Genomic DNA, 20,766 nt, shown 5'->3' on the forward strand with positions numbered 1-20,766 from the left:
TGGCGCGGGAGGTTGCCTGTGACGCAGGCGTCCGGGCGCGCGAGCCATGGAGCTTGCGGGGACAGCCGGCGTACGCATGGTCTCTGCACGCCGGCCGCCCGGACACCTTCAACGTATGACACGGCGTGTCACCTCGCAAGGCACTGAGTGCCAGAACTTCCCCTCAGATGAAATCTTTACGTAACACATGAGCGATGATCGATCGAACCGCCCCGGAAATCCCCGCGAAAAGGGGCTCTGACATGCCAAAACGGCCACCCGGTGGGGTGGCCGTCGTCACAGCGTCCGGAGGTCGTGAGGGGCGGTTCAGCGCTCCTTGAGCGCCTGCTCGATGGTCCGCATGACCTCGTGCAGCGGGGCGTCGGTGCGGGCGACCGTCACCAGGACCTCGCCCGGTTCGAAGACCGCCGCGGCGGCCGGCCGCGTCGCGGCGGTGCCGCGCCCGGCACCGATGCCGGTGCCGAACGTCTTGCGCACGATGCCGAAGGCGTGGTCGAGCTGGGCCTCGACGTCACCCTGGCCGCCCGCCCGCAGCCAGCGCCGCAGCACGTGGTTGTGGGCGGTGACCACGGCCGAGGCGGCGACCTCGGCCAGCAGCGGGTCGTCGTTGGCGTCGTCGTCGTGCGCGTGCTCGTCGAAGTGGCCCAGCAGGTAGCGGGTGAAGAGACGCTCGTAGCGGGCCACCGACGCGATCTCCGCCTCGCGCAGGGTCGGCACCTCGCGGGTGAGCTTGTAGCGGGCGACCGAGATCTCCGGCCGGGCCGCGTACATCTTCATGACTTCCTTGATGCCGCGGCACACCGTGTCCAGCGGGTGCTCGTGCGCGGGGGCCGCGTTCAGCACCGCCTCGGCCCGGATCAGGGTGTCGTCGTGATCGGGGAAGATCGCCTCTTCCTTGGAGCGGAAGTGGCGGAAGAAGGTCCGGCGGGCGACCCCGGCCGCGGCCGCGATCTCGTCGACGGTGGTGGCCTCGTACCCCTTGGTCGCGAACAGCTCCATCGCCGCGGCCGCCAGTTCGCGGCGCATCTTCAGCCGCTGGGCCGCCGCGCGGGAGCCCGCGGCACTCTCCGGCGCGTCGGCCGTGAAAGGTGTACGTGAGGACTTGGCGGGCTGGGGCATGCCCTGAACGTACTGCATGTGCGCAGCTCGGTGCGCCTGTCCGGCCCCTTCCCCGCCCCACGCGGGCAGGGAGGGGGCCGCCGTTCCGAGCAGCCCGCCCCAGTCCTCACCGGCCCTCGACCGGTCGCCGACGCCGTCAGCGGCGGGCATGTTCGCGGAAGCCCCGGCCCGTCTTGCGGCCGAGGCAGCCCGCGGCCACCAGGTGCTCCAGAAGCGGCGCCGGCGCCAGCCCCGGGTCGCGGAACTCGCGGTGCAGGACCTTCTCGATGGCGAGCGAGACGTCCAGTCCGACGACGTCCAGCAGCTCGAAGGGGCCCATCGGATAGCCACCGCCCAGCTTCATCGCCGCGTCGATGTCGTCGAGGGAGGCGTAGTGCTCCTGCACCATCTTGATCGCGTTGTTGAGGTACGGGAACAGCAGGGCGTTCACGATGAACCCGGCCCGGTCGCCGCAGTCCACGGCGTGCTTCCTGATCCTGACGCAGACCTCGCGGACCGTCGAGTGGACGTCCTCGGCCGTCAGCACCGTGCGGACGACCTCGACCAGCTTCATCGCGGGCGCCGGGTTGAAGAAGTGCATGCCGATCACGTCCTGCGGACGCGAGGTGGCGCGGGCCAGCGCCACGACCGGCAGCGAGGACGTGGTGGTGGCCAGGACGGCACCCCGCTTGCACACCTTGTCCAGCGCCGCGAACAGCTGCCGCTTGACGTCCAGGTCCTCGGCGATCGCCTCGACGGCCAGATCCACATCGGCGAAGGCGTCGTAGGACCCGGCCGGGGTGATCCGCTCCAGGGTCTGCGCGGCGGCCTCGGCGGTCAGCCGGCCCTTGTCGACGGAGCGCGCGAGGGACTTGCCGATCCGGGCCCTGGCCGTCCGCGCCTTCTCCTCGGTGCGGGCGGCCAGGACGACGTCGTAGCCCGCCTTGGCGAAGACCTCCGCGATGCCGGAGGCCATCGTGCCCGAGCCCGCCACGCCGACGCTGCGCACCGGACGGCCGGGGGCACCCGACGCGTCGGCGACGGGCGTCAGGGCGTCCGGCACGACCGTCGCGCCGCCGGGGGCGTCGTAGGTGTAGAAGCCGCGGCCCGACTTGCGGCCGGTCAGGCCCGCCTCGCCGAGCTGCTTGAGGATCGGCGCGGGGGCGTGCAACCGGTCCTGGGACTCGGCGTACATGGCCTCCAGGACCGTGCGGGCGGTGTCGACGCCGATCAGGTCCAGCAGCGCCAGCGGGCCCATCGGCAGTCCGCAGCCCAGCCGCATCGCGGCGTCGATGTCCTCGCGGGAGGCGTACTTCGCCTCGTACATCGCGGCGGCCTGGTTGAGGTAGCCGAACAGCAGGCCGTCCGCGACGAACCCGGGGCGGTCGCCGACCGCGACCGGCTCCTTGCCCAGGTCGAGGGCGAGGTCGGTGACCGCGGCGACGGCGGCGGGAGCGGTCAGCACCGAGGAGACCACCTCGACCAGTTTCATCGCCGGGGCCGGGTTGAAGAAGTGCAGGCCCAGCACCCGCTCGGGGCGCGCCGAGTCGGCGGCGAGCCGGGTGACGGACAGCGCGTTGGTGCCGGTCGCCAGGATCGCCTCGGGCCGCACGATGCCGTCCAGCTCCCGGAAGATCTGCTGCTTGATCTCGTACGACTCCGGCGCCACCTCGATGACCAGGTCGGCGTCGGCCGCCGCGGCGAGGTCGGTCGAGGTGCGCACGCGGGCGAGGGCGTCGGCGCGCTCCTGGCCGGTGAGCCGGCCGCGTTCCACGGCGCGGGCGGTGGAGGCCTCCAGGGCGGCGACGGACCGCGCGGCCTGGGCCTCGGTGATGTCGATGCCGATCACCTCACGGCCGGCCCGGGCCAGGACCTCGGCGATACCGGTGCCCATGGTGCCGAGACCGACGACGGCGATCGTCCGGAGGGCGGAGAGAGGGGCGGGGGACAGGGGAGCGGCCATCGCGGGACTCCAGGAATGAGGGTGACGGCTGGAAGCGTCCCCGGTGCGTCCGGGCGCCTTCGAAGGGCAGCGGGGACGCACCGGGGTGCGTGAAGCGGAGTGCTCGGTGCGGGTGTTTCCGGGCTGCGAGCGCACACGCCCGGGACCGTCGCTGCGGACGTGCACACGTCCGAGGAACGGTGATGACCGACCGGCCCTGTCCCGAGGCCGGGTCGTGCAAGCGGTACCTGACGTACCGAACCGACTCCGTCGCGGCGGCTGCGTCACCAGGCCGTCACGAACGGGGGTGCGAGTGGGTAACTCGCTCGTATGAGCTTAACCGGTGGGTAACGAGCGCGCCAGCCCCTCGGGTTTGTGATGTACGTCCCGACGCCGTCACCACCGCTCTAGGCTCGCCCTCATGGACGAAGAGTTGCGAACGCTCACGGAGCGCTTACGGCGGGAGTCGGGAGGGGGCGCCGTCTTCGAGGAGTTGACGGCCACCGCCGACCACGACGCGCTCGCCGAGGTGCTCACCGCCGCCGGGCAGCCGCTGTGGGCCAGGGAACTGGCCGCGTTCCGCCTGGGACTTGCCGGGGACCGGCGCGCCTTCGAGGCCCTCGTCCTCTTCCTCAACCACCGCGACCCGCCCCGCTGCGCCTCCGCCGCGCACGCCCTCGCGCGGCTGGGCGACCCGCGGACCGCGCGGGCGGCGGCCACCCTGGCCACCAACGAACTGCGCGTCGCCTACGCCCTGCACCCCGTCCGGCTCCTGGTGGAGCTGCGCGCACCCGAGGCGGTGCCCGCGCTGATCACGACGCTGCGGCGGCGGCTGCGCCCGCACGACCCGTACCGACGGGTCGCCCTCGCCTGCGTGGACGGCCTCGGCAGCCTGGGCGACGGCCGCGCCCGCCCCGTCCTCAACGACGCCCTCGCCCACCCGGTCCTCGCGGAGGCGGCGGTACGGGCGCTGGCGCGGATCCCCCGGCAACGGTGAGCCACCGTCGAGACCGGGGGACGGGGCGACCGGGCCGCGGGGCGACGGGGGTGACGGGGCGACGGGGGTGACGGGGCGACGGGGGTGACGGCCGAGGGGTGACGGCCACGGGGGTGACGGCCGCGGGGCGGCGATGCCGGAGGGTTGCTGTGCGGGGGCGCATCCGCCCGCGGGCTCGCCTCCCGGCGCCCACCGGATCGCACGCCGCGCTGCCGCGGGGCTGTCGGGCTCGGCCCGTGGCCCAGCGGGCCGGCAGACCCGGGGGACCCGCACCGCGCCGTCCGGCGACCCGGCCCAGCCCCGCCGCCTGGGTGCCCCTGGTCCCGCGGCCGGTCGCCCGGCAGCCTGGTCGGACCCGCCATCCGGCAGGCCGTCCCCGACAACCCGGCGAGACCGGACCCGGCCCTCGATCCGGCAGCCGTCAGCCGTCAACCGTCAGACATCAGCCGTCAACCGTCAGACATCAGGCGTGAGCCACCCGCCGTCAGGCCGTCAGGTCTCGGACGTACCGCACCTCCGGCACCTGCACCCCGTCGACCTCGAAGGGCTCCCGCTCGCCGTCCGCCTGGAAGCCCGCTCGTTCGTAGAAGCGGCGGGCCGCGGTGTTGCCCTCGATCACCCAGAGGTACATGCGGGGATGACCGGCGGCCGTGCCGCGGCGGACCGACTCGGTGAGGAGGGCCCGTCCGACGCCGCCGCCGAGGCGGGCCGGGTCCACGTAGATCGCGTACAACTCGGCGTCCGAGGTCCGTGCTTCGCCGTCGCGGTAGGCGCCGTGGGCGGCCCAGCCCAGCACCTCGCCGTCTCGCTCCGCGACCAGGTTCAGCACGCCGCCGTCGCCGCGCGTGAACCAGCCACGGCGCCGCTCGGCGTCCTCGGACACGCTGAGCGCGTCGAGGTGGGACTGGGGCACCAGGCCCCGGTAGGCGCTCTGCCAGCCGCGAATGCGGATCTCGGAGACGCGGTCGCAGTCGCCGAGGGTCATCTCGCGCACCCGGAGAGCCGTCATGCTCCGATCACCGCGTACGCCTCGATCTCCATCAGGAACTCCGGCCGGACGAGCGCGGCCGACTGCACGGCCGAGGCGGCCGGCAGCCGGTCGTCGGGTATGTGCGCGGCGCGGGCCGCGCGGATCGCCGGCATGTGTGCCATGTCGGTGACGAGGCAGGTGAGTTCGACGACGTCGCCGAAGGTCGCCCCGGCGGCGGCCGGACAGCGCCGCGGATTCTCGAAGACCTGCCGGGCCTGGGCCCGCGGATCGCCCTCGCCGACCACACGTCGGTTCTCGTCCAGGGGAAGCCGACCGGAGACGGCCACGAAACGGCCGGTGCCCGGCACCACACGGGTGTACTGCGCGGCGGCGGCGACGCCGTCGGGGGCGGGAATCCTGGTCAGCTCACTCATGCGTCCATGGTGGACCATGGGTCCGACAACGCCCCCGACGGGCCCGCGGCCGGCGCCGGCTCAGCCGCGGAAGCCGAGCAGCCCGTGCAGCGTCGCACCGTGGGCCGTGCCCGTGCCCGTGCCGGCCTTCGCGCTCAGCGGCTTCGGGTCGGGCAGCGCCTCGCACACCGCGTCGGCCGCGCCGATCCCGCGCGGCACCGTGCCGTCGGCCAGGTAGGCCGCCAGGTGCCTGTCCAGGCAGGCGTTCCCGCTCAGCGTGATGCCGTGGTTGCCGCCGCCCTCCTCCACGACGAGGCGGGAACCGCCGAGCAGGGCGTGCATCGTCGCCCCGCCCTCGTACGGGGTCGCCGCGTCGTCCGTCGCCTGGAACAGCAGCGCCGGCGGCAGCCGACCGTTGGCGACGTCGACCGGATGCCGCGAGCGGGTCGGCCAGAACGCGCACGGCGCGTTGTACCAGGCGTTGCTCCAGGTCATGAAGGGCGCCTTCGTGTACGTCGACCAGTTGTCGGAGCGCCACTCGTCCCAGTCGCGCGGCCAGTGGGCGTCACGGCACTGCACCGCCGTGTAGACGCTGTAGCCGTTGCCGTCGGCGGGGTCCACCGCGCCGAGGTCCCCGTACGTCTCGATCAGCGGCTCCGCGTCGCGGTCGTTCACGTACGCGGCGAAGGCCTTGGCCAGATGCGGCCAGTAACCGTTGAAGTAGCCGCCCGGCATGAAGGTGTCCTCCAGCTCGGAGGGGCCCACCTTGCCGCCCGCCGGCTTCTTCGCCAACGCCGCCCGCATGGCGTACCACCGCGCCTCGACACGCGCCGGGTCGGTGCCGAGCCGGTAGGTGGCGTCGTGCTCGGCGATCCAGGCCATCAGCGCGCGGTGGCGGTCGTTGAACGCGAGGTCCTGCGTGAGGTTGTCGTCGTACCAGACGCCGGTGGGGTCGACGATCGAGTCCAGGACCAGACGCCGCACCCGCTCCGGGTACAGCTTCGCGTAGACCGCGCCGAGGTAGGTGCCGTACGAGTAGCCGAAGTAGTTCAGTCGCCCCGCGCCGACGGCCCGGCGGATCGCGTCCATGTCCCGGACCGTGCTGAGGGTGTCGATGTAGGGCAGCACGCCCGCGTACTTCTTGCCGCAGTCCTCGGCGAAGGCCCTGACCCGCGCGAGGTTGGCGCGCTCGGTCTCGACGGTGAAGGGGACCGAGTCGGGGCGCACGGGAGCGAAGTGGCCCGGCCGGCAGTTCAGGGCCGGCGTGCTCCTGCCCACCCCGCGCGGGTCGAAGCCGATGACGTCGTACTGCGCGGCCACCGTCTTCGGCAGCGACGACGCGACGAACCCGGCGAGGGAGAGCCCGCTGCCACCGGGCCCGCCCGGGTTGACCAGCAGCGGTCCCTGGTACGTCCTGGCGGTGTGCGGGACCCGGGACAGCGCGAGCGTGATCTGCTTCCCGCTCGGGTTCCCGTGGTCGAGCGGCACCTTCAGGGAGGCGCACTGGAGCGTCGGACGGTCGGTGGTACCGCACTTCTTCCAGGCGGGCCTCGCCGCCGACGCCGCCTCGGCGGTGGGTGACGGGCTGGCGCCGGCGGGCCCGGCGGCCAACGCCCCGGCCACGACGACGGCGGCACCGCACAGCGCTGCTGCGCGTTTCCTCATGGGGTCCTCCCAGGACGGAGGTCGAAGGACCGCGTGGATCACGGTCCTCGGCGCATCGTCCCGGTATCGGGGCCCGGAAGAACCTGTTCTGGTGATAGTTGACCCGATCGGGTAGCCGGTTGCCCTCGGACGCGCTCAGAGCAGCGTGAGCTGGGTCGGTCCGGGCGCGGCGGGCTCCGCCGCCGGCCCGGTCGGCCGGATCCGGCGGGCTGTCCCCGCGCGCGTGGGGCCGATGCCGTACTCCTCGGCCAGGTCGTGGACCTGACGGGTGATCCGGCGCTGGTACCACTTCGGCGCGTAGGCGCCGTCCGCGTACAGGCGCTCGTAGCGGCGCACCAGGTGCGGGTGGTGCTCTCCGAGCCAGGCCATGAACCACTCGCGGGCGCCGGGCCGCAGATGCAGCACCAGCGGGGTGACGGAGGTCGCCCCGGACGCCGCGATCGCCCGCACCGTGTCCCGCAGCTGGGCCGGCCCGTCGCCGAGGAAGGGGATCACGGGAGCCATCAGCACCCCGCAGCCGATGCCGTGCCCGGTCAGGGTCCGTACGACGTCCAGGCGCCGCTGCGGGGCCGGCGTCCCCGGCTCGACGGTGCGCCACAGCTCGGTGTCGGTGAAGCCGACCGACACGGAGACGCCGACGTCGGTCACCTCCGCGGACTGCTTCAGCAGGTCGAGGTCGCGCAGGATCAGCGTGCCCTTGGTCAGGATGGAGAAGGGGTTCGCCCGGTCGCGCAGGGCGGTCAGGATGCCCGGCATCAGCCGGTAGCGGCCCTCGGCGCGCTGGTAGCAGTCGACGTTGGTGCCCATCGCGACGTGCTCGCCCTGCCAGCGGGGCGAGGCGAGCTGGCGGCGCAGCAGCTCCGGCGCGTTGACCTTGACGACGATCTGGGTGTCGAAGCCGATGCCGGTGTCCAGGTCGAGATAGCCGTGGGTCTTGCGGGCGAAGCAGTACACGCACGCGTGCGTGCAGCCCCGGTAGGGGTTCACCGTCCACTCGAACGGCATCCGGGAGGCGCCCGGCACCCGGTTCAGGATGGTGCGGGCCCGGATCTCGTGGAACGTGATCCCGGCGAACTCCGGCGTGTCGAACGTCCTGGTGGTGACCGCGTCCGCGCCGAACAGCGCGGCGTCGGCCGGCCGCTCGTGACGGGGTTCCGCGGCGGGTTCCACGGTGAGGTTCTCCCAGCGCATGACGCCTCCTCGGTAGCACTGGACCCACAATAGAACACTTGTTCCCATGATCGTGCGAAGGCCCTTTCCGACCGGCCCACGACCGCTTGCGCACCCCCGATTTGGGCGGCCGGGGACCGGGGTGGTTGGCTTGCCCCGATCCGAGGAACCACCGAGCAACAAGGACCTGGAGGAACCCCATGGCGCAGGTCGAGGCCACCACCGAGCGGGTCGTCGCGGCGGCCCCGGACACGGTGTTCGACGCGATCGCCGACTACAGCGGCACGCGCGCGAAGCTGCTGCCCGAGCAGTTCAGCGAGTACGAGGTGCGCGAGGGCGGCGACGGCGAGGGCACCCTCGTCCACTGGAAGCTCCAGGCCACCAGCAAGCGCGTCCGGGACTGCCTCCTGGAGGTCACCGAGCCCACCGACGGCGAGCTGGTCGAGAAGGACCGCAACTCCTCGATGGTCACCGTCTGGCGGGTCACCCCGGCCGGTGAGGGCAGCTCCCGCGTCGTCGTGACCACCACCTGGACCGGCGCGGGCGGCATCGGCGGCTTCTTCGAGAGGACCTTCGCGCCCAAGGGTCTCGGCCGGATCTACGACGTGATCCTCGGCAATCTCGCCACCGAGGTCGAGAAGTAGCACGACCAGGTCAAGGAACGGACGGTTCCTGACCGTTGCTCCACCTCACCGGTTCGAGTGGTTCTCGCTTCGGACCGGGTTGGCGCCGTAACTCGTCGCTCTTGCTCGGAGTTGTCGCTTCACGCGGGACTTGTGCGGCAGGTGCGACGAGGGGAGCGGCAGGTGGGCGGGACCACTGCGGTGCGGGAAGACCTGCGCGACGGATCGCCGGGCGCACCGGTGACGGCACTTCCACCGCGCCCCGCGCCCGCGCCCAAGGAGTCCCGGCCCGCCGGACCGAGCCCGCGCCAGGTGCGGTGGGTCTTCTTCGCACTCATGCTCGCGCTGCTCCTCGCGGCGCTGGAGCAGATGATCGTCGCCACCGCGCTCCCGAGGATCGTCGGCGAACTGCACGGCCTCGACAGGATGTCCTGGGCGATCACCGCCTACCTCCTCACCGCCACGATCGGACTGCCGGTCTACGGCAAACTCGGCGACCTCCTCGGCCGCAAGGGCGTCTTCCAGTTCGCGATCGTCGTCTTCGTCGTCGGCTCCGCGCTCGCCGGACGGGCGCGGACCATGGACCAGCTGATCGCCTTCCGCGCCGTGCAGGGCGTCGGCGCCGGCGGGCTCATGATCGGCGTACAGGCGATCATCGCGGACATCGTGCCGCCCCGGCAGCGCGCCCGCTTCATGGGCCTCATCGGCGCCGCCTTCGGCCTCGCCTCCGTCGCCGGACCACTGCTCGGCGGCTACTTCACCGACCACCTGTCCTGGCGCTGGTGCTTCTACGTCAACGTCCCCTTCGGCCTGCTCACCCTCGCCGTCGTGTCCGTCGTCCTCCACCTGCCCAGGCCGAGCGCCAGGCCGCGCTTCGACGTGCTCGGCACCCTGCTGCTCGCCGCCGCCTCCACCTGCCTGGTCCTGCTGACCAGCTGGGGCGGCACCGAGCACGCCTGGAACTCGCGCGTCGTCCTCTGCCTCGCCGCGGGGGCCGTCCTGTCCACCGCCCTCTTCCTGGTCGCCGAGCGCTTCGCCGCCGAACCGCTCATCCCGCTGCGGCTGTTCCGCGACCCCGTCTTCACCCTCACCAGCCTCGTGGGACTCGTGATCGGCGTCGCCCTGTTCGGCGCCGCCGGCTACCTGCCGACCTTCCTCCAGATGGTCGACGGCGCCTCCGCCACCGAGTCCGGGCTGCTCATGCTGCCCATGATGGGCGGCATCGTCATCGCCTCCGTCGTCTCGGGACAACTCATCACCCACACCGGCCGCTACCGCCTCCACCCCGTCCTCGGCGGCGCCCTCGCCGTGCTCGGCATGTGGCTGCTGTCCCGGCTCGACGCCGACACGCCCAGGCCGCACTACAGCCTTTGGATGGCAGTCCTCGGCGCCGGGATCGGCCTGGTGATGCCGGTCCTCGTCCTCGCCGCGCAGAACTCCGTGCGCCCCGCCGACCTCGGCACCGCCACCAGCGCCCACACCTACTTCCGCCAGATCGGCGGCAGCGTCGGCGCCGCCGTCTTCGGGGCCCTCTTCGCCGGCCGGCTCACCGACTCCCTGCGCGAGCGCCTCCCCGCGAGCGCGGACGCCGGCCTCCCCGACCCCGAGTCGATCACCCCGCAGCTCGTCCACACCCTGCCCCCGGCGCTGCGCGACGCCTACGTCGGCGCGTACGCCGACGCCATGCCGAGGATCTTCCTGTACCTCGTGCCGGTGCTCGCCCTCGGCCTGGTCCTCGCCTTCTTCCTCAAGGAGAAACCGCTGGTGTCCCACCACACCACCGAAACGGAACCCGCGCCCGTGACCACCCCCGTCCCGCACGCCCGTGTCGCGCACACCGCCGGCATCCCCGTCTGCGGCACGGTCCAGCACCCCGACGGCACCGCCGTGCCGCGCGCCGCGCTCACGCTGATCGACGTCGCCGGCCGGCAGATCGGGCGAGGCGCCAGCGGCGAGGACGGACGGTACGAGCTGGCCACGCCCGGCTCCGGCGCGTACGTCCTGATCGCCGCCGCCGGCGGGCACCAGCCGCAGGCCGTCGCGGTGACCGTCGGTGAGCGCCCGGTCGAGCTGGACGTCGTCCTCGGCGGCGCCGGACGCCTCGCCGGTGCCGTCCTCACCGCCGACGGCACACCCGTGCGGGACGCCGCCGTCACCCTCACCAACGTCCACGGCGAGGTCGTCGCCAGTACCCGCAGCGGGCGCGAGGGCGGCTACGTCATCACCGAGCTGGTGGCCGGCGAGTACACCCTCGCCGCCAGCGCCCCCGCCTTCCGCCCGGCCGCGCTGCCCGTCTCCGTGCAGGCCTCCCGGGAGACCCGCCAGGACGTCGAACTGGCCGGCGGCGCCGTGCTGCGCGGCACGGTCCGGGCCACCGGCGGGAGGTCCGTCGAGGACGCGCGCGTGACCCTCCTGGACGCCGCCGGCAACGTGGTGGACACCCTCACCACGGGCCCGGACGGCACCTTCCGCTTCGTCGACCTGGCCTCCGGCGAGTACACCGTCATCGCCGCGGGCTACCCGCCGGTCGCCACCGTGCTGCACCTGGCCGGCGGCGGGCGCACGGAGCGTGATCTGCAACTGGGCCACGAGGACTGAGAAGACGCCGGGAAAGGCCGTTACCCAGCACTTCCTCGGTGAAACCAATTCCAGAATTGCCGCACATCCCGAGCGGCGGGCGCCGTACGGTGGTGCCTGCCGGGCAGATCTTGAGCAGCTCTGGGGAGAGAGGGTCTGGGCCATGGACCGTGGCACCGAGAGGGGCACACCTCCCAGCCGCGGAGCCGGAAGCGGTGCGCCACCGGAGCCCGCGGACAGCGGACGCGTCCCGCTCGCCGTGGTCGTCGTCGACCGGGCCGGTCTCGTCTCGCACTGGAGCAGCGGCGCCCGTCGGCTGTTCGGCGTTCCGAAGGACGAGGCGATCGGCCGGCCCGCCATCGACCTGCTCCCCGTCTCCGGCGCCCTCCCCGACATCGACGACGGCCCCCCGTACGAGGAGTACGCGCCCGACGACGGCCTCGGACCCGGGCTCGGCACCTCCCTCGACGGCGGGCTGGGCTACCCGGCCGCCGGGCGGGCCCGGCTGACCGTGCCCGAGCGGGACGGGACGCACGGTCTCGCGCCCTCGGGATGCGGGAGGAACCGCGTCGACGTGCTGTGGTGGGCGTACCCGCTCGTCGGACCGGGCAGCGAGCGCCTCCTGGTGCTGGCCGCCGACGCGGAGGCCCTGCACCAGCCCGATCGGGACGACGGTCCGCTCGTCCCGCAGCGCATCGCGCCCGGCTTCGCCCTGCACACCGACTTCCCCGGCGCCGAGGACCTCGCCCGCCGGCTCCCCGAGATCCTGCCCAGCATGAGCGTCGGCCAGAGCGCCCGCATCGTCGCGCAGATGCTCGAACTCGGCTATCCGGTCCTCGAGTTCAGCCAGAACGACCGGGTGCCCGTGACCCCCGACTGGGGCGTCGCCCGGCGCGTCGAGCGCCGGGCCCGCCGCGAGCGGGCCGCCCGAGCCGCGGCCGCGGGCCGACCCCTGCCCGAGGACGCCGACGACGAGGGCGAGGACCTCGAGTACGTCGCCGTCCGCGAACGCCTGGAGTTCCTCAACGAGGTCAGCGGGAAGATCGGCACCTCGCTCGACCTGACCCGCACCATCGGCGAGGTCAGCAGGGCCGTGGTGCCGCGCTTCACCGACGTCGCCGGCACCTACCTGCGCGAACAGGTCGTCGCCGGCGAGGGGTTCCCCGACGGGGTGCCGGACACCACGACCATGTGGCACCGGGTCGCGCTGGAACACACCGACGAACCCGGCCGCTGGGACGACGTCGTGCCGGTCGGCGAGGCGATGCCCTTTCCGGCGCACACCCCGTTCTTCCAGTGCATGACCAGCGGCGAACCCGTCCTCGTGCCGCGCATCAGCGAGCAGCTGGGCCACGCCATCGCCTCGCAGTTCGAGAAACGGGACATCCGGCCCCTGATCACGGGCCGTTCGATGCTCGTCGTCCCGCTGAAGGCACGCAACGTGGTCCTCGGCTTCATGATCCTGCTGCGCCACCCCGAGCGCGCCGAGTTCAACGACATGGACCGGGTCACCGGAGCCGAACTCGCCGCCCGCGCGGGCCTGGTGCTCGACAACGCGCGCATGTACACCTACCAGGAGAGCGTCGCCGAGACCCTCCAGGACAGCATGCTGCCGCACATCCCGCCGCGCATGGCGGGCTGCGACATCGCGACCCGCTATCTGCCCGGCACCCTGCTGGGGCGGGTCGGCGGCGACTGGTTCGACTCCGTGAAGCTGCCCGGCGCCCGCACCGCGCTCGTCGTCGGCGACGTGATGGGCCATGGCCTCAACTCGGCCGCCATGATGGGCCAGTTGCGCACCGCGGTGCAGACCATGGCCGCCCTCGACCTGCCTCCCGCGCAACTCCTGCGCAACCTCGACGACCTGGCCCAGCGCCTGGGCGACAGCTACCTCGCGACCTGCCTGTACGCCGTCTACGACCCGATCGCGAGCGAGTTGCACCTCGCCAACGCGGGCCACATCCCACCCGTGCTGGTGCGCGCCGACGGCGGCCGCAGCGAACTGCTCACCCTGCCCACCGGCGCGCCCATCGGCGTCGGCGGGGTGCCCTTCGAGGCGGTACGCGTGCGCGTGGCGCCCGGCGACCGGCTGGTGATGTGCACCGACGGACTCGTGGAGATGCGCGGCGTGGACATCGGCGTGGGCCTGGCGACCCTGTGCGAGTCGGCCGCCCATCCGGCCGCCTCGATGGACGACGCCTGCGACACCATCATCCGCGCCCTCAACACCAGCGGTGGCCGCAAGGACGACGTGGCCCTTCTGATGGCCCGCCTCAACGGCATCGCACCCGACGACGTCGCCGAATGGACCTTCCCCCTCGCACCGGCCCAGGTCGGCCGGGCCCGCGCCGTGATCCGCGAACAGCTCCGTGCCTGGGGGCTGGCGAGACTGGCCGACCCGGCGGAGCTGATGGTCAGCGAGGTGGTCACCAACGCCGTACGGCACTCGCACGGCCGGCCGGTGGCCCTGCGGCTGGTGCGCGGGGACGCGCTGCTGTGCGAGGTGGACGACGACGACCACGAGCTGCCGACCCTGCTGAGCGCCGGACCCGGCGACGAGTTCGGGCGCGGGCTGAGCGTGGTGAGCGCGCTGGCCCGGGAGTGGGGCACCAGCCGTAACGCCGTCGGCAAGTCCGTCTGGTTCGAACTGGCCCTCCCCGGGCGCTGACCGGCGTCCTCCGGGGGGCGCGAAAGGCGCACAACGGCGCACGCCCACCGAACGAGGCGTGAAGGAACGCGTACGGCGCTTGTCCGCGCCACCGGGGGAGCGATACACCGTACTGGCCCGTCGCTCACGGCGGGCCGGTGTCGCACCCTGGGGAGTTGGCATGAGCGTGACGAGTCGGTACCGGGCGGCCTGGGAGGGTTTCTGGCGAGAGGCCCCGGGCGAGGTGGGGGCGGTGTTCTGGGACGCGGACCCGGCGGTGACGGCGGCCCGCCATCTCGCCTTCTTCGAGCCGCGGTTGCTCGATCACGCACTGCCGCTGGTGGACCTCGGCTGCGGAAACGGCACCCAGACCCGCTTCCTGGCCGACCGCTTCCCGCAGGTGATCGGCGCCGATCTGTCCGCCGCGGCGCTCGACCACGCCCGTCGTGCCGACCCCGCCGGACAGGCGGCGTACCGGCTGCTGGACGCGGCCGAGAGGGGTGAGGCGGAGATGCTGCACGCCGAACTCGGCGACGTCAACGTCTACATGAGGGGCGTCCTGCACCAGTGCGAGCCCGGCGACCGGCAGCCCCTGGTCGACGGGATCGCCGTGCTGCTGGGGGAGCGCGGCCGGGCCTTCCTGGTCGAGCTGTCGGAGGCCGCCCGGCCCGTCCTGGGCGGACTCGCACAGGGCCCCGACGGTCCTCCGCCGAAGCTCGCACCGGTCTTCCGGCACGGCATAGCGCCCGGCGAGGTCGCCGACGACGCGGTACCGGTGTATCTGGCCGCCGCCGGACTGACCGTCCTCGCCTCCGGCGAACTCCCGCTCACCACCACCGAGTTCGCCCCCGACGGCACCCGGATCGAGCTGCCGTCGAGGTGGATCCTGGCGGGCCGGGAGGGCTGACCGCGGTCGCACGGCGGTGACTCCTGGCCCCGTCGCGCCAGCCGGCGCCCGCGGTGAGGTTCCGGACCTGCTGTCCGGGGCGGAGCGGGCTGCCGCCGCCGTGGCGGCCTGAACCGGGTGGGAGGGGGTTTCCCGTGTCCGACGCCGGGAGGCTCGGGCCGGCCCGGTGGGCGACGGGGCGGACGCGGACGGGCGGGCGGGCGGGTGGAGTGAGGGCCGGGCGCGCGTCGATGCCGGGCCGAGAGCGCCCCGAGCGGCACCTGCGGTACCAGAACCAGGCCCGGGTGCCGGCCTCGCCCCGGCGTCGCAGGTGGGCGCCGCGTCTCCGCGGGCCTGCCGGCCGCCGGGGCCGGGTCCTTCGAGCGGGCCGCTCGGCCGCCGGGGCGGGGTCCCTGCAACGGGCCGCTCGGCCGCCGGGGCCGGGCCCTTCGAACGGGCCGCTCGGCTGCCGGGGCCGGGTCTCCGCAACCGCCCGCTCGGCTGCCGGGGGACAGCCTCGCGCTCCGACCCCCTGCCGGTCGTACCGCTGGGGGTACGTCCGACCTCCGGCGCGGGGGGACGGTTAAGCTCAGGGGGTTTTCCGGGAGAGGACGGACGCGGGTATGAAGATCCTGATCAGCGCTGACATGGAGGGCGCCACCGGCGTCACCTGGCCGGCCGACGTGCTGCCGGGGACGCCGCAGTGGGAGCGGTGCCGGGCGCTGTTCACCTCCGACGTCAACGCGGCCGTCCTCGGGTTCTTCGACGGCGGTGCCGACGAGGTCCTGATCAACGAGGCGCACTGGACGATGCGCAACCTGCTCCTGGAGCGGCTCGACGAACGGGCGCAGCTGCTCACCGGTCGGCACAAGTCGCTGTCCATGGTGGAGGGCGTCCAGCACGGCGACGTCGACGGCATCGCGTTCGTCGGCTACCACGCGGGCGCCGGCGCGGAGGGCGTCCTCGCCCACACCTACCTCGCCAACTCCATCACCGGGGTGTGGCTGAACGACGTGCGGGCGAGCGAGGGACTGCTGAACGCGCGGGTCGTCGCCGAGTACGGGGTGCCGGTGGTGCTGGTCACCGGTGACGACGTGGCCTGCGAGGACGCGCTCGGGTACGCGCCCGAGGCGCTGAAGGTGGCCGTCAAGGACCATGTGTCGCGGTACGCGGCGGTGTGCCGGACGCCCGCCAGGACCGCCGCCGACATCCGGGCGGCGGCCAGGGAGGCCACCGTGCTGGCGGTCCGTCAGGAACCGGTCGCGGCAGGTCCGTTCACCGTCGCCGTGGAGTTCGACGCCGAGCACCTGGCGATGGCCGCGACCGTGGTGCCGGGCGTGGCGCGGACCGGGGAACGCCGGGTCGCCTACAGCAGCGACACCATGTACGAGGGCATTCGCACGTTCAAGGCGGTCACGACGATCGTCTCGGCCGCGGTGGAGGAGCAGTATGGCTGACGGGCAGGCGAGGGACGAGGTCGTGCGCTTCACCTCGGATCTCATCCGGATCGACACGACCAACCGGGGCGGCGGCGACTGCCGCGAGCGGCCCGCCGCCGAGTACGCGGCCGAGCGGCTCGCCGGGGCGGGCCTGGAGCCGACCCTGCTCGAACGCACCCCGGGCCGCACCAACGTGGTCGCCCGCATCGAGGGCACCGACCCGTCCGCGGACGCGCTGCTCGTCCACGGTCACCTGGACGTGGTGCCGGCCGAGGCCGCGGACTGGAGCGTGCACCCCTTCTCGGGCGAGGTGCGCGACGGCGTCGTGTGGGGGCGCGGTGCGGTCGACATGAAGAACATGGACGCGATGATCCTCGCCGTCGTGCGGGGCTGGGCCCGCCAGGGCGTCCGGCCCCGACGCGATCTCGTCATCGCGTTCACGGCGGACGAGGAGGCCAGTGCCGAGGACGGTTCCGGGTTCCTGGCGGACCGGCACCCCCACCTCTTCGAGGGCTGCACGGAGGGCATCGGCGAGTCGGGGGCGTTCACCTTCCACGACGGCGCCGGGCACCAGATCTACCCCATCGCGGCCGGCGAACGCGGCACCGGCTGGCTGAGATTGACCGCGCGCGGACGCGCGGGCCACGGCTCCAAGGTCAACCGGGAGAACGCGGTGACCCGGCTGGCCGCCGCGATCACCCGCATCGGCGAGCACGAGTGGCCGCTGCGGCTCACCCCGACCGTGTCGGCCGCGCTCACCGAACTCGCCGCCCTGTACGGCATCGAGGCCGGCCCGGACGACGTGGACGGCCTGCTGGAGAAGCTCGGCCCGGCGGCCAAGCTGGTGGAGGCGACCGTCCGCAACAGCGCCAACCCGACCATGCTGAACGCCGGTTACAAGATCAACGTCATTCCGGGGGAGGCCGTGGCGTACGTCGACGGGCGGTACCTCGCGGGCTGCGAGGACGAGTTCCGCGCCACCCTCGACGCGCTGACCGGGCCCGACGTGAGCTGGGAGTTCGAGCACCGCGAGGTCGCCCTCCAGGCGCCGCTGGACTCGCCGACGTACGCCGGGATGCGGGCGGCCGTCGAGGAGTTCGCGCCGGAGGGGTACGTGGTGCCGTACTGCATGTCCGGTGGCACGGACGCCAAGCAGTTCTCGCGGCTCGGGATCACCGGCTACGGATTCGCCCCGCTGAAGCTGCCGGAGGGCCTCGACTACCAGGCTCTCTTCCACGGTGTCGACGAGCGAGTGCCCGTCGAGGCGCTGCACTTCGGCGTCGACGTCCTCGACCGTTTCCTGCGCACGGCCTAGAGGAGACAGACGTGCAGATCCTGCCGTACGGAGCCTGGCCCTCCCCCCTGGACGCGCGTCTCGCCGCCGCGCACGACGGGCGTCCCGAGTACGTCGGTTTCGTCGGCGACGAGGTGTGGTGGACGGCGCCCCGTCCCGCCGAGGGCGGCCGGCGCACCCTCGTGCGACGGCGCGCGGACGGCACCGAGGAGTCCGTCCTGCCGGCCCCGTGGAACGTGCGCAGCAGGGTCCTGGAGTACGGCGGACAGCCCTGGGCGGGGCAGGTGCGCGACGGCCGGACCCTGGTGGTCTTCGTGCACTTCGCCGACCAGCGGCTGTACGCCTACGAGCCCGGCGGCGAGCCCCGGCCGCTGACCCCCGTGTCGGCGGTGGGCGGCGGGCTGCGCTGGGCGGATCCGCAGGTGCTGCTCGCGCGCGGTGAGGTCTGGTGCGTGCTGGAGGAGTTCACCGGGGAGGGCCCCACCGACGTGCGCCGGGTGTCGGCCGCCGTTCCGCTGGACGGCTCGGCGGCGGCGGACCGCAGTGCCGTGCGCGAACTCACCGACGATCGGCGGCGGTTCGTCACCGGGGCCCGGCTGTCGCCCGACGGACGGCGGGCCGCGTGGCTGGCCTGGGACCACCCGCGGATGCCCTGGGACGGGACGGAGGCCCTGGTCGCCGAGGTCGGTGCCGACGGCACGTTCGGCACCCCGGTCGTGGTGGCCGGCGGGCCGGAGGAGTCGATCGCCCAGGTCGACTGGTCGACGGATGGCCGTCTACTGTATACAAGCGACCGTATGGGCTGGTGGAACCTGTACCGGGACCACCACCCGGTCTGTCCGCGCGAGGAGGAGTTCGGCGGAGCCCTCTGGAAGCTCGGTCACCGCTGGTTCGCCCCGCTGGCCGACGGGCTCGTCGCCGTCGTGCACGGTCGCGGGGCCGCCGTGCTCGGCGTCCTCGACCCGGAGACCGGTGAGGTCGTCGACGTGGCCGGACCCTGGACCGAGTTCGCCTCCACCCTCGCCGTGCACGGCGAGCGAGTCGTCGCCGTGGGCGCGAGCCCGCGCAGCGCCTACGAGGTGGTCGAACTCGACACGCGCACGGGCCGCGCCCGCGTGATCGGCGCCGCACACGACGACACCGTCGACCCGGCCCACTACCCCGAGCCCCAGATCCGCGCCTTCACCGGCCCCGAGGGCCGCGAGATCCACGCCCACGTCTACCCGCCGCACAACCCCGGCTGCGTCGCCCCCGGCGCCGAGCTGCCGCCGTACGTGATCTGGGCGCACGGCGGGCCCACCGACCGCTCACCGCTCGTACTGGACCTGGAGATCGCCTACTTCACCTCCCGCGGCATCGGCGTCGCCGAGGTCGACTACGGGGGATCGACGGGATACGGGCGCGAGTACCGGGACCGGCTGCGCGGGCAGTGGGGTGTGGTCGACGTCGAGGACTGCGCGGCGGTCGCCCTCGCCCTCGCCGACGAGGGCACCGCCGACCGCGACCGGCTGGCCATCCGCGGCGGCAGCGCCGGCGGCTGGACCGCCGCCGCCTCGCTGGCCGGCACCGACGTCTACGCCTGCGGCACGATCATCTATCCCGTCCTCGACCTCGCTGCCTGGGCGACGGGGGAGACCCACGACTTCGAGTCGCGCTACCTCGACACCCTGGTCGGACCCCTGGACGAGGTGCCCGCCCGCTACGCGGAACGCTCACCCGTGGAACACGCCGACCGGATCGACGTACCGTTCCTGCTGCTCCAGGGCCTCGACGACGTGATCTGTCCGCCCGCCCAGGCCGAACGGCTCCTCGCCCGCATCGCGGGACGCGGGATCCCGCACGCCTACCTCGCCTTCGAGGGCGAGGGGCACGGCTTCCGGCGGGCCGAGACGGTGGTACGCGCCCTGGAGGCCGAACTCTCCCTGTACGCGCAGGTGTTCGGGCTGAGCACGCCCGGCATTCCCCTCCTGGAGCTGACGAAGTGAAGCGACTCCTGCGGCCGCCCCGGCTCGCCCCCGGCGCCCGGGTGGCCATCGTCGCGCCCAGCGGTCCCGTCCTCGAGGAACGGCTCCAGGCCGGCCTCGACCTGCTGCGCGGCTGGGACCTCGACCCCTACGCCGCACCCCACGTCCTGGACCGGCACGGCGAGGTGGACTACCTGGCCGGAACCGACGCCGACCGGGCCGCCGACCTCCAGCGCGCCTGGTGCGACCCGTCCGTGGACGCGGTGATCTGCGCGCGCGGCGGCTACGGCGCCCAGCGCATGGTCGACCTGCTCGACTGGGAGGCCATGCGGGCCGCCGGGCCGAAGGTGTTCCTGGGCTTCAGCGACAGCACCACCCTGCACGAGGCGTTCGCCGTCCGCCTCGGCCTGGTCACGCTGTACGGCCCGGTCGCCGCCGGCGTCGACTTCGTGAAGAACGCCCGCGCGCAGGAACATCTGCGGGCCACCCTGTTCGCCCCGGAGACCGTCCGCACCCTCGCCTCCGCCGGCACCGCCCTCGCCCCCGGCCGCGCCCGCGGCGTCACCCTCGGCGGCTGTCTCGCCCTGCTGGCCACCGGGTACGGCACCCCCCACACCCGGTCCGGCGCCCGCGGCGGACTCCTGCTCCTGGAGGACGTGGGGGAGCGGCCGTACGCCGTCGACCGGACGCTCACCCAACTCCTGCGCACCGGCTGGCTCGACGGCGTCGCCGGGATCGCGCTGGGGTCCTGGGCGCAGTGCGGGCCCTACGAGGAGCTGCGGCCGGTCCTGGCCGACCGGCTCGGCGGGCTCGGCGTGCCGGTGGTGGAGGAACTCGGCTTCGGCCACTGCGACGGAGCCGTGACGGTGCCCTTCGGGGTCGCCGCCGAACTCGACGCGGACGCGGGCACGCTCACCCTCGACACACCCGCGCTGAGCTGACGCACGGGCCCCGGCCCGTGCGTCGGGAGGACCGTCCCGCACGCCGGCGCGCGGGACGGCCGCCACGCGTGGGGCCGTCCCACGCGCTCACCCGCGCGACCGGCCAGCCGTGCGGGGAGCGACCTCCGGTTGACGCGGGC

General features: G+C 73.6%; 15 protein-coding genes. 9 read left to right on the top strand and 6 right to left on the bottom strand.

Annotation, left to right across the window (positions count from 1 at the left end; all coding sequences use genetic code 11):
* Nucleotides 1–306: 306 nt before the first annotated feature.
* Nucleotides 307–1,119, bottom strand: coding sequence for a TetR family transcriptional regulator (locus tag ACFYO5_RS12875; RefSeq protein ID WP_388707771.1), 813 nt, complete (start codon nt 1,117–1,119; stop codon nt 307–309).
* A 136-nt stretch (nt 1,120–1,255) separates the two neighbouring features.
* Nucleotides 1,256–3,061, bottom strand: a complete 1,806-nt coding sequence (locus ACFYO5_RS12880; RefSeq protein WP_388707773.1) for a 3-hydroxyacyl-CoA dehydrogenase family protein — start codon at nt 3,059–3,061, stop codon at nt 1,256–1,258.
* 400 nt (nt 3,062–3,461) lie between these two features.
* On the opposite strand from ACFYO5_RS12880, the gene ACFYO5_RS12885 reads away from it, so the two are divergent.
* Nucleotides 3,462–4,037, top strand: coding sequence for an adenylosuccinate lyase (locus tag ACFYO5_RS12885; protein ID WP_356561509.1), 576 nt, complete (start codon nt 3,462–3,464; stop codon nt 4,035–4,037).
* A 484-nt stretch (nt 4,038–4,521) separates the two neighbouring features.
* On the opposite strand, the gene ACFYO5_RS12890 is transcribed toward ACFYO5_RS12885, so the two are convergent.
* The 4 genes from ACFYO5_RS12890 to ACFYO5_RS12905 all read right to left on the bottom strand — a co-directional run bounded on the left by ACFYO5_RS12890 (nt 4,522) and on the right by ACFYO5_RS12905 (nt 8,276).
* The gene (locus tag ACFYO5_RS12890) at nt 4,522–5,046 is read right to left on the bottom strand and encodes a GNAT family N-acetyltransferase (protein WP_388707777.1); all 525 of its coding nucleotides are present in this window, start codon (nt 5,044–5,046) and stop codon (nt 4,522–4,524) included.
* Nucleotides 5,043–5,441 (bottom strand): RidA family protein, encoded by a 399-nt coding sequence (locus ACFYO5_RS12895; protein ID WP_388707780.1) that lies wholly within the window; start codon nt 5,439–5,441, stop codon nt 5,043–5,045. Before ACFYO5_RS12895 ends, ACFYO5_RS12890 begins: the two co-directional genes overlap by 4 nt.
* Nucleotides 5,442–5,501: 60 nt before the next feature.
* Entirely contained in the window at nt 5,502–7,085 is a 1,584-nt protein-coding gene (locus tag ACFYO5_RS12900) for an alpha/beta hydrolase (protein WP_388707783.1), read from the bottom strand.
* Between the two features lie 135 nt (nt 7,086–7,220).
* On the bottom strand, nt 7,221–8,276 hold the full coding sequence (locus tag ACFYO5_RS12905) for an Rv2578c family radical SAM protein (protein ID WP_388707785.1): 1,056 nt from the start codon (nt 8,274–8,276) through the stop codon (nt 7,221–7,223).
* Nucleotides 8,277–8,455: 179 nt separating this feature from the next.
* Between ACFYO5_RS12905 and ACFYO5_RS12910 the strand changes: the two genes are divergently transcribed.
* The 8 genes from ACFYO5_RS12910 (at nt 8,456) to ACFYO5_RS12945 (ending at nt 20,626) form a co-directional block, all read left to right on the top strand.
* Nucleotides 8,456–8,899 (top strand): SRPBCC family protein, encoded by a 444-nt coding sequence (locus ACFYO5_RS12910; RefSeq protein ID WP_356561519.1) that lies wholly within the window; start codon nt 8,456–8,458, stop codon nt 8,897–8,899.
* A 162-nt stretch (nt 8,900–9,061) separates the two neighbouring features.
* Entirely contained in the window at nt 9,062–11,476 is a 2,415-nt protein-coding gene (locus ACFYO5_RS12915; RefSeq protein WP_388707787.1) for an MFS transporter, read from the top strand.
* A gap of 142 nt (nt 11,477–11,618) precedes the next feature.
* Nucleotides 11,619–14,123: a SpoIIE family protein phosphatase gene (locus ACFYO5_RS12920; RefSeq protein ID WP_388707790.1), complete on the top strand. Its 2,505-nt coding sequence runs from the start codon at nt 11,619–11,621 to the stop codon at nt 14,121–14,123.
* Between the two features lie 160 nt (nt 14,124–14,283).
* Nucleotides 14,284–15,009, top strand: coding sequence for a class I SAM-dependent methyltransferase (locus ACFYO5_RS12925; protein WP_388707793.1), 726 nt, complete (start codon nt 14,284–14,286; stop codon nt 15,007–15,009).
* 602 nt (nt 15,010–15,611) lie between these two features.
* Nucleotides 15,612–16,445 (top strand): M55 family metallopeptidase, encoded by an 834-nt coding sequence (locus tag ACFYO5_RS12930; RefSeq protein WP_388707796.1) that lies wholly within the window; start codon nt 15,612–15,614, stop codon nt 16,443–16,445.
* On the top strand, nt 16,438–17,742 hold the full coding sequence (locus ACFYO5_RS12935) for a M20/M25/M40 family metallo-hydrolase (protein WP_388707798.1): 1,305 nt from the start codon (nt 16,438–16,440) through the stop codon (nt 17,740–17,742). The genes ACFYO5_RS12930 and ACFYO5_RS12935 overlap by 8 nt, the downstream gene beginning before the upstream one ends.
* Nucleotides 17,743–17,753: 11 nt before the next feature.
* Nucleotides 17,754–19,706, top strand: a complete 1,953-nt coding sequence (locus ACFYO5_RS12940; RefSeq protein ID WP_388707801.1) for a prolyl oligopeptidase family serine peptidase — start codon at nt 17,754–17,756, stop codon at nt 19,704–19,706.
* Nucleotides 19,703–20,626, top strand: coding sequence for an LD-carboxypeptidase (locus ACFYO5_RS12945; RefSeq protein WP_388707803.1), 924 nt, complete (start codon nt 19,703–19,705; stop codon nt 20,624–20,626). The genes ACFYO5_RS12940 and ACFYO5_RS12945 overlap by 4 nt, the downstream gene beginning before the upstream one ends.
* The last annotated feature ends 140 nt before the right edge of the window (nt 20,627–20,766 follow it).

The organism is Streptomyces sp. NPDC006259 (assembly GCF_042870975.1).
In the GTDB taxonomy this organism is placed as follows: domain Bacteria; phylum Actinomycetota; class Actinomycetes; order Streptomycetales; family Streptomycetaceae; genus Streptomyces.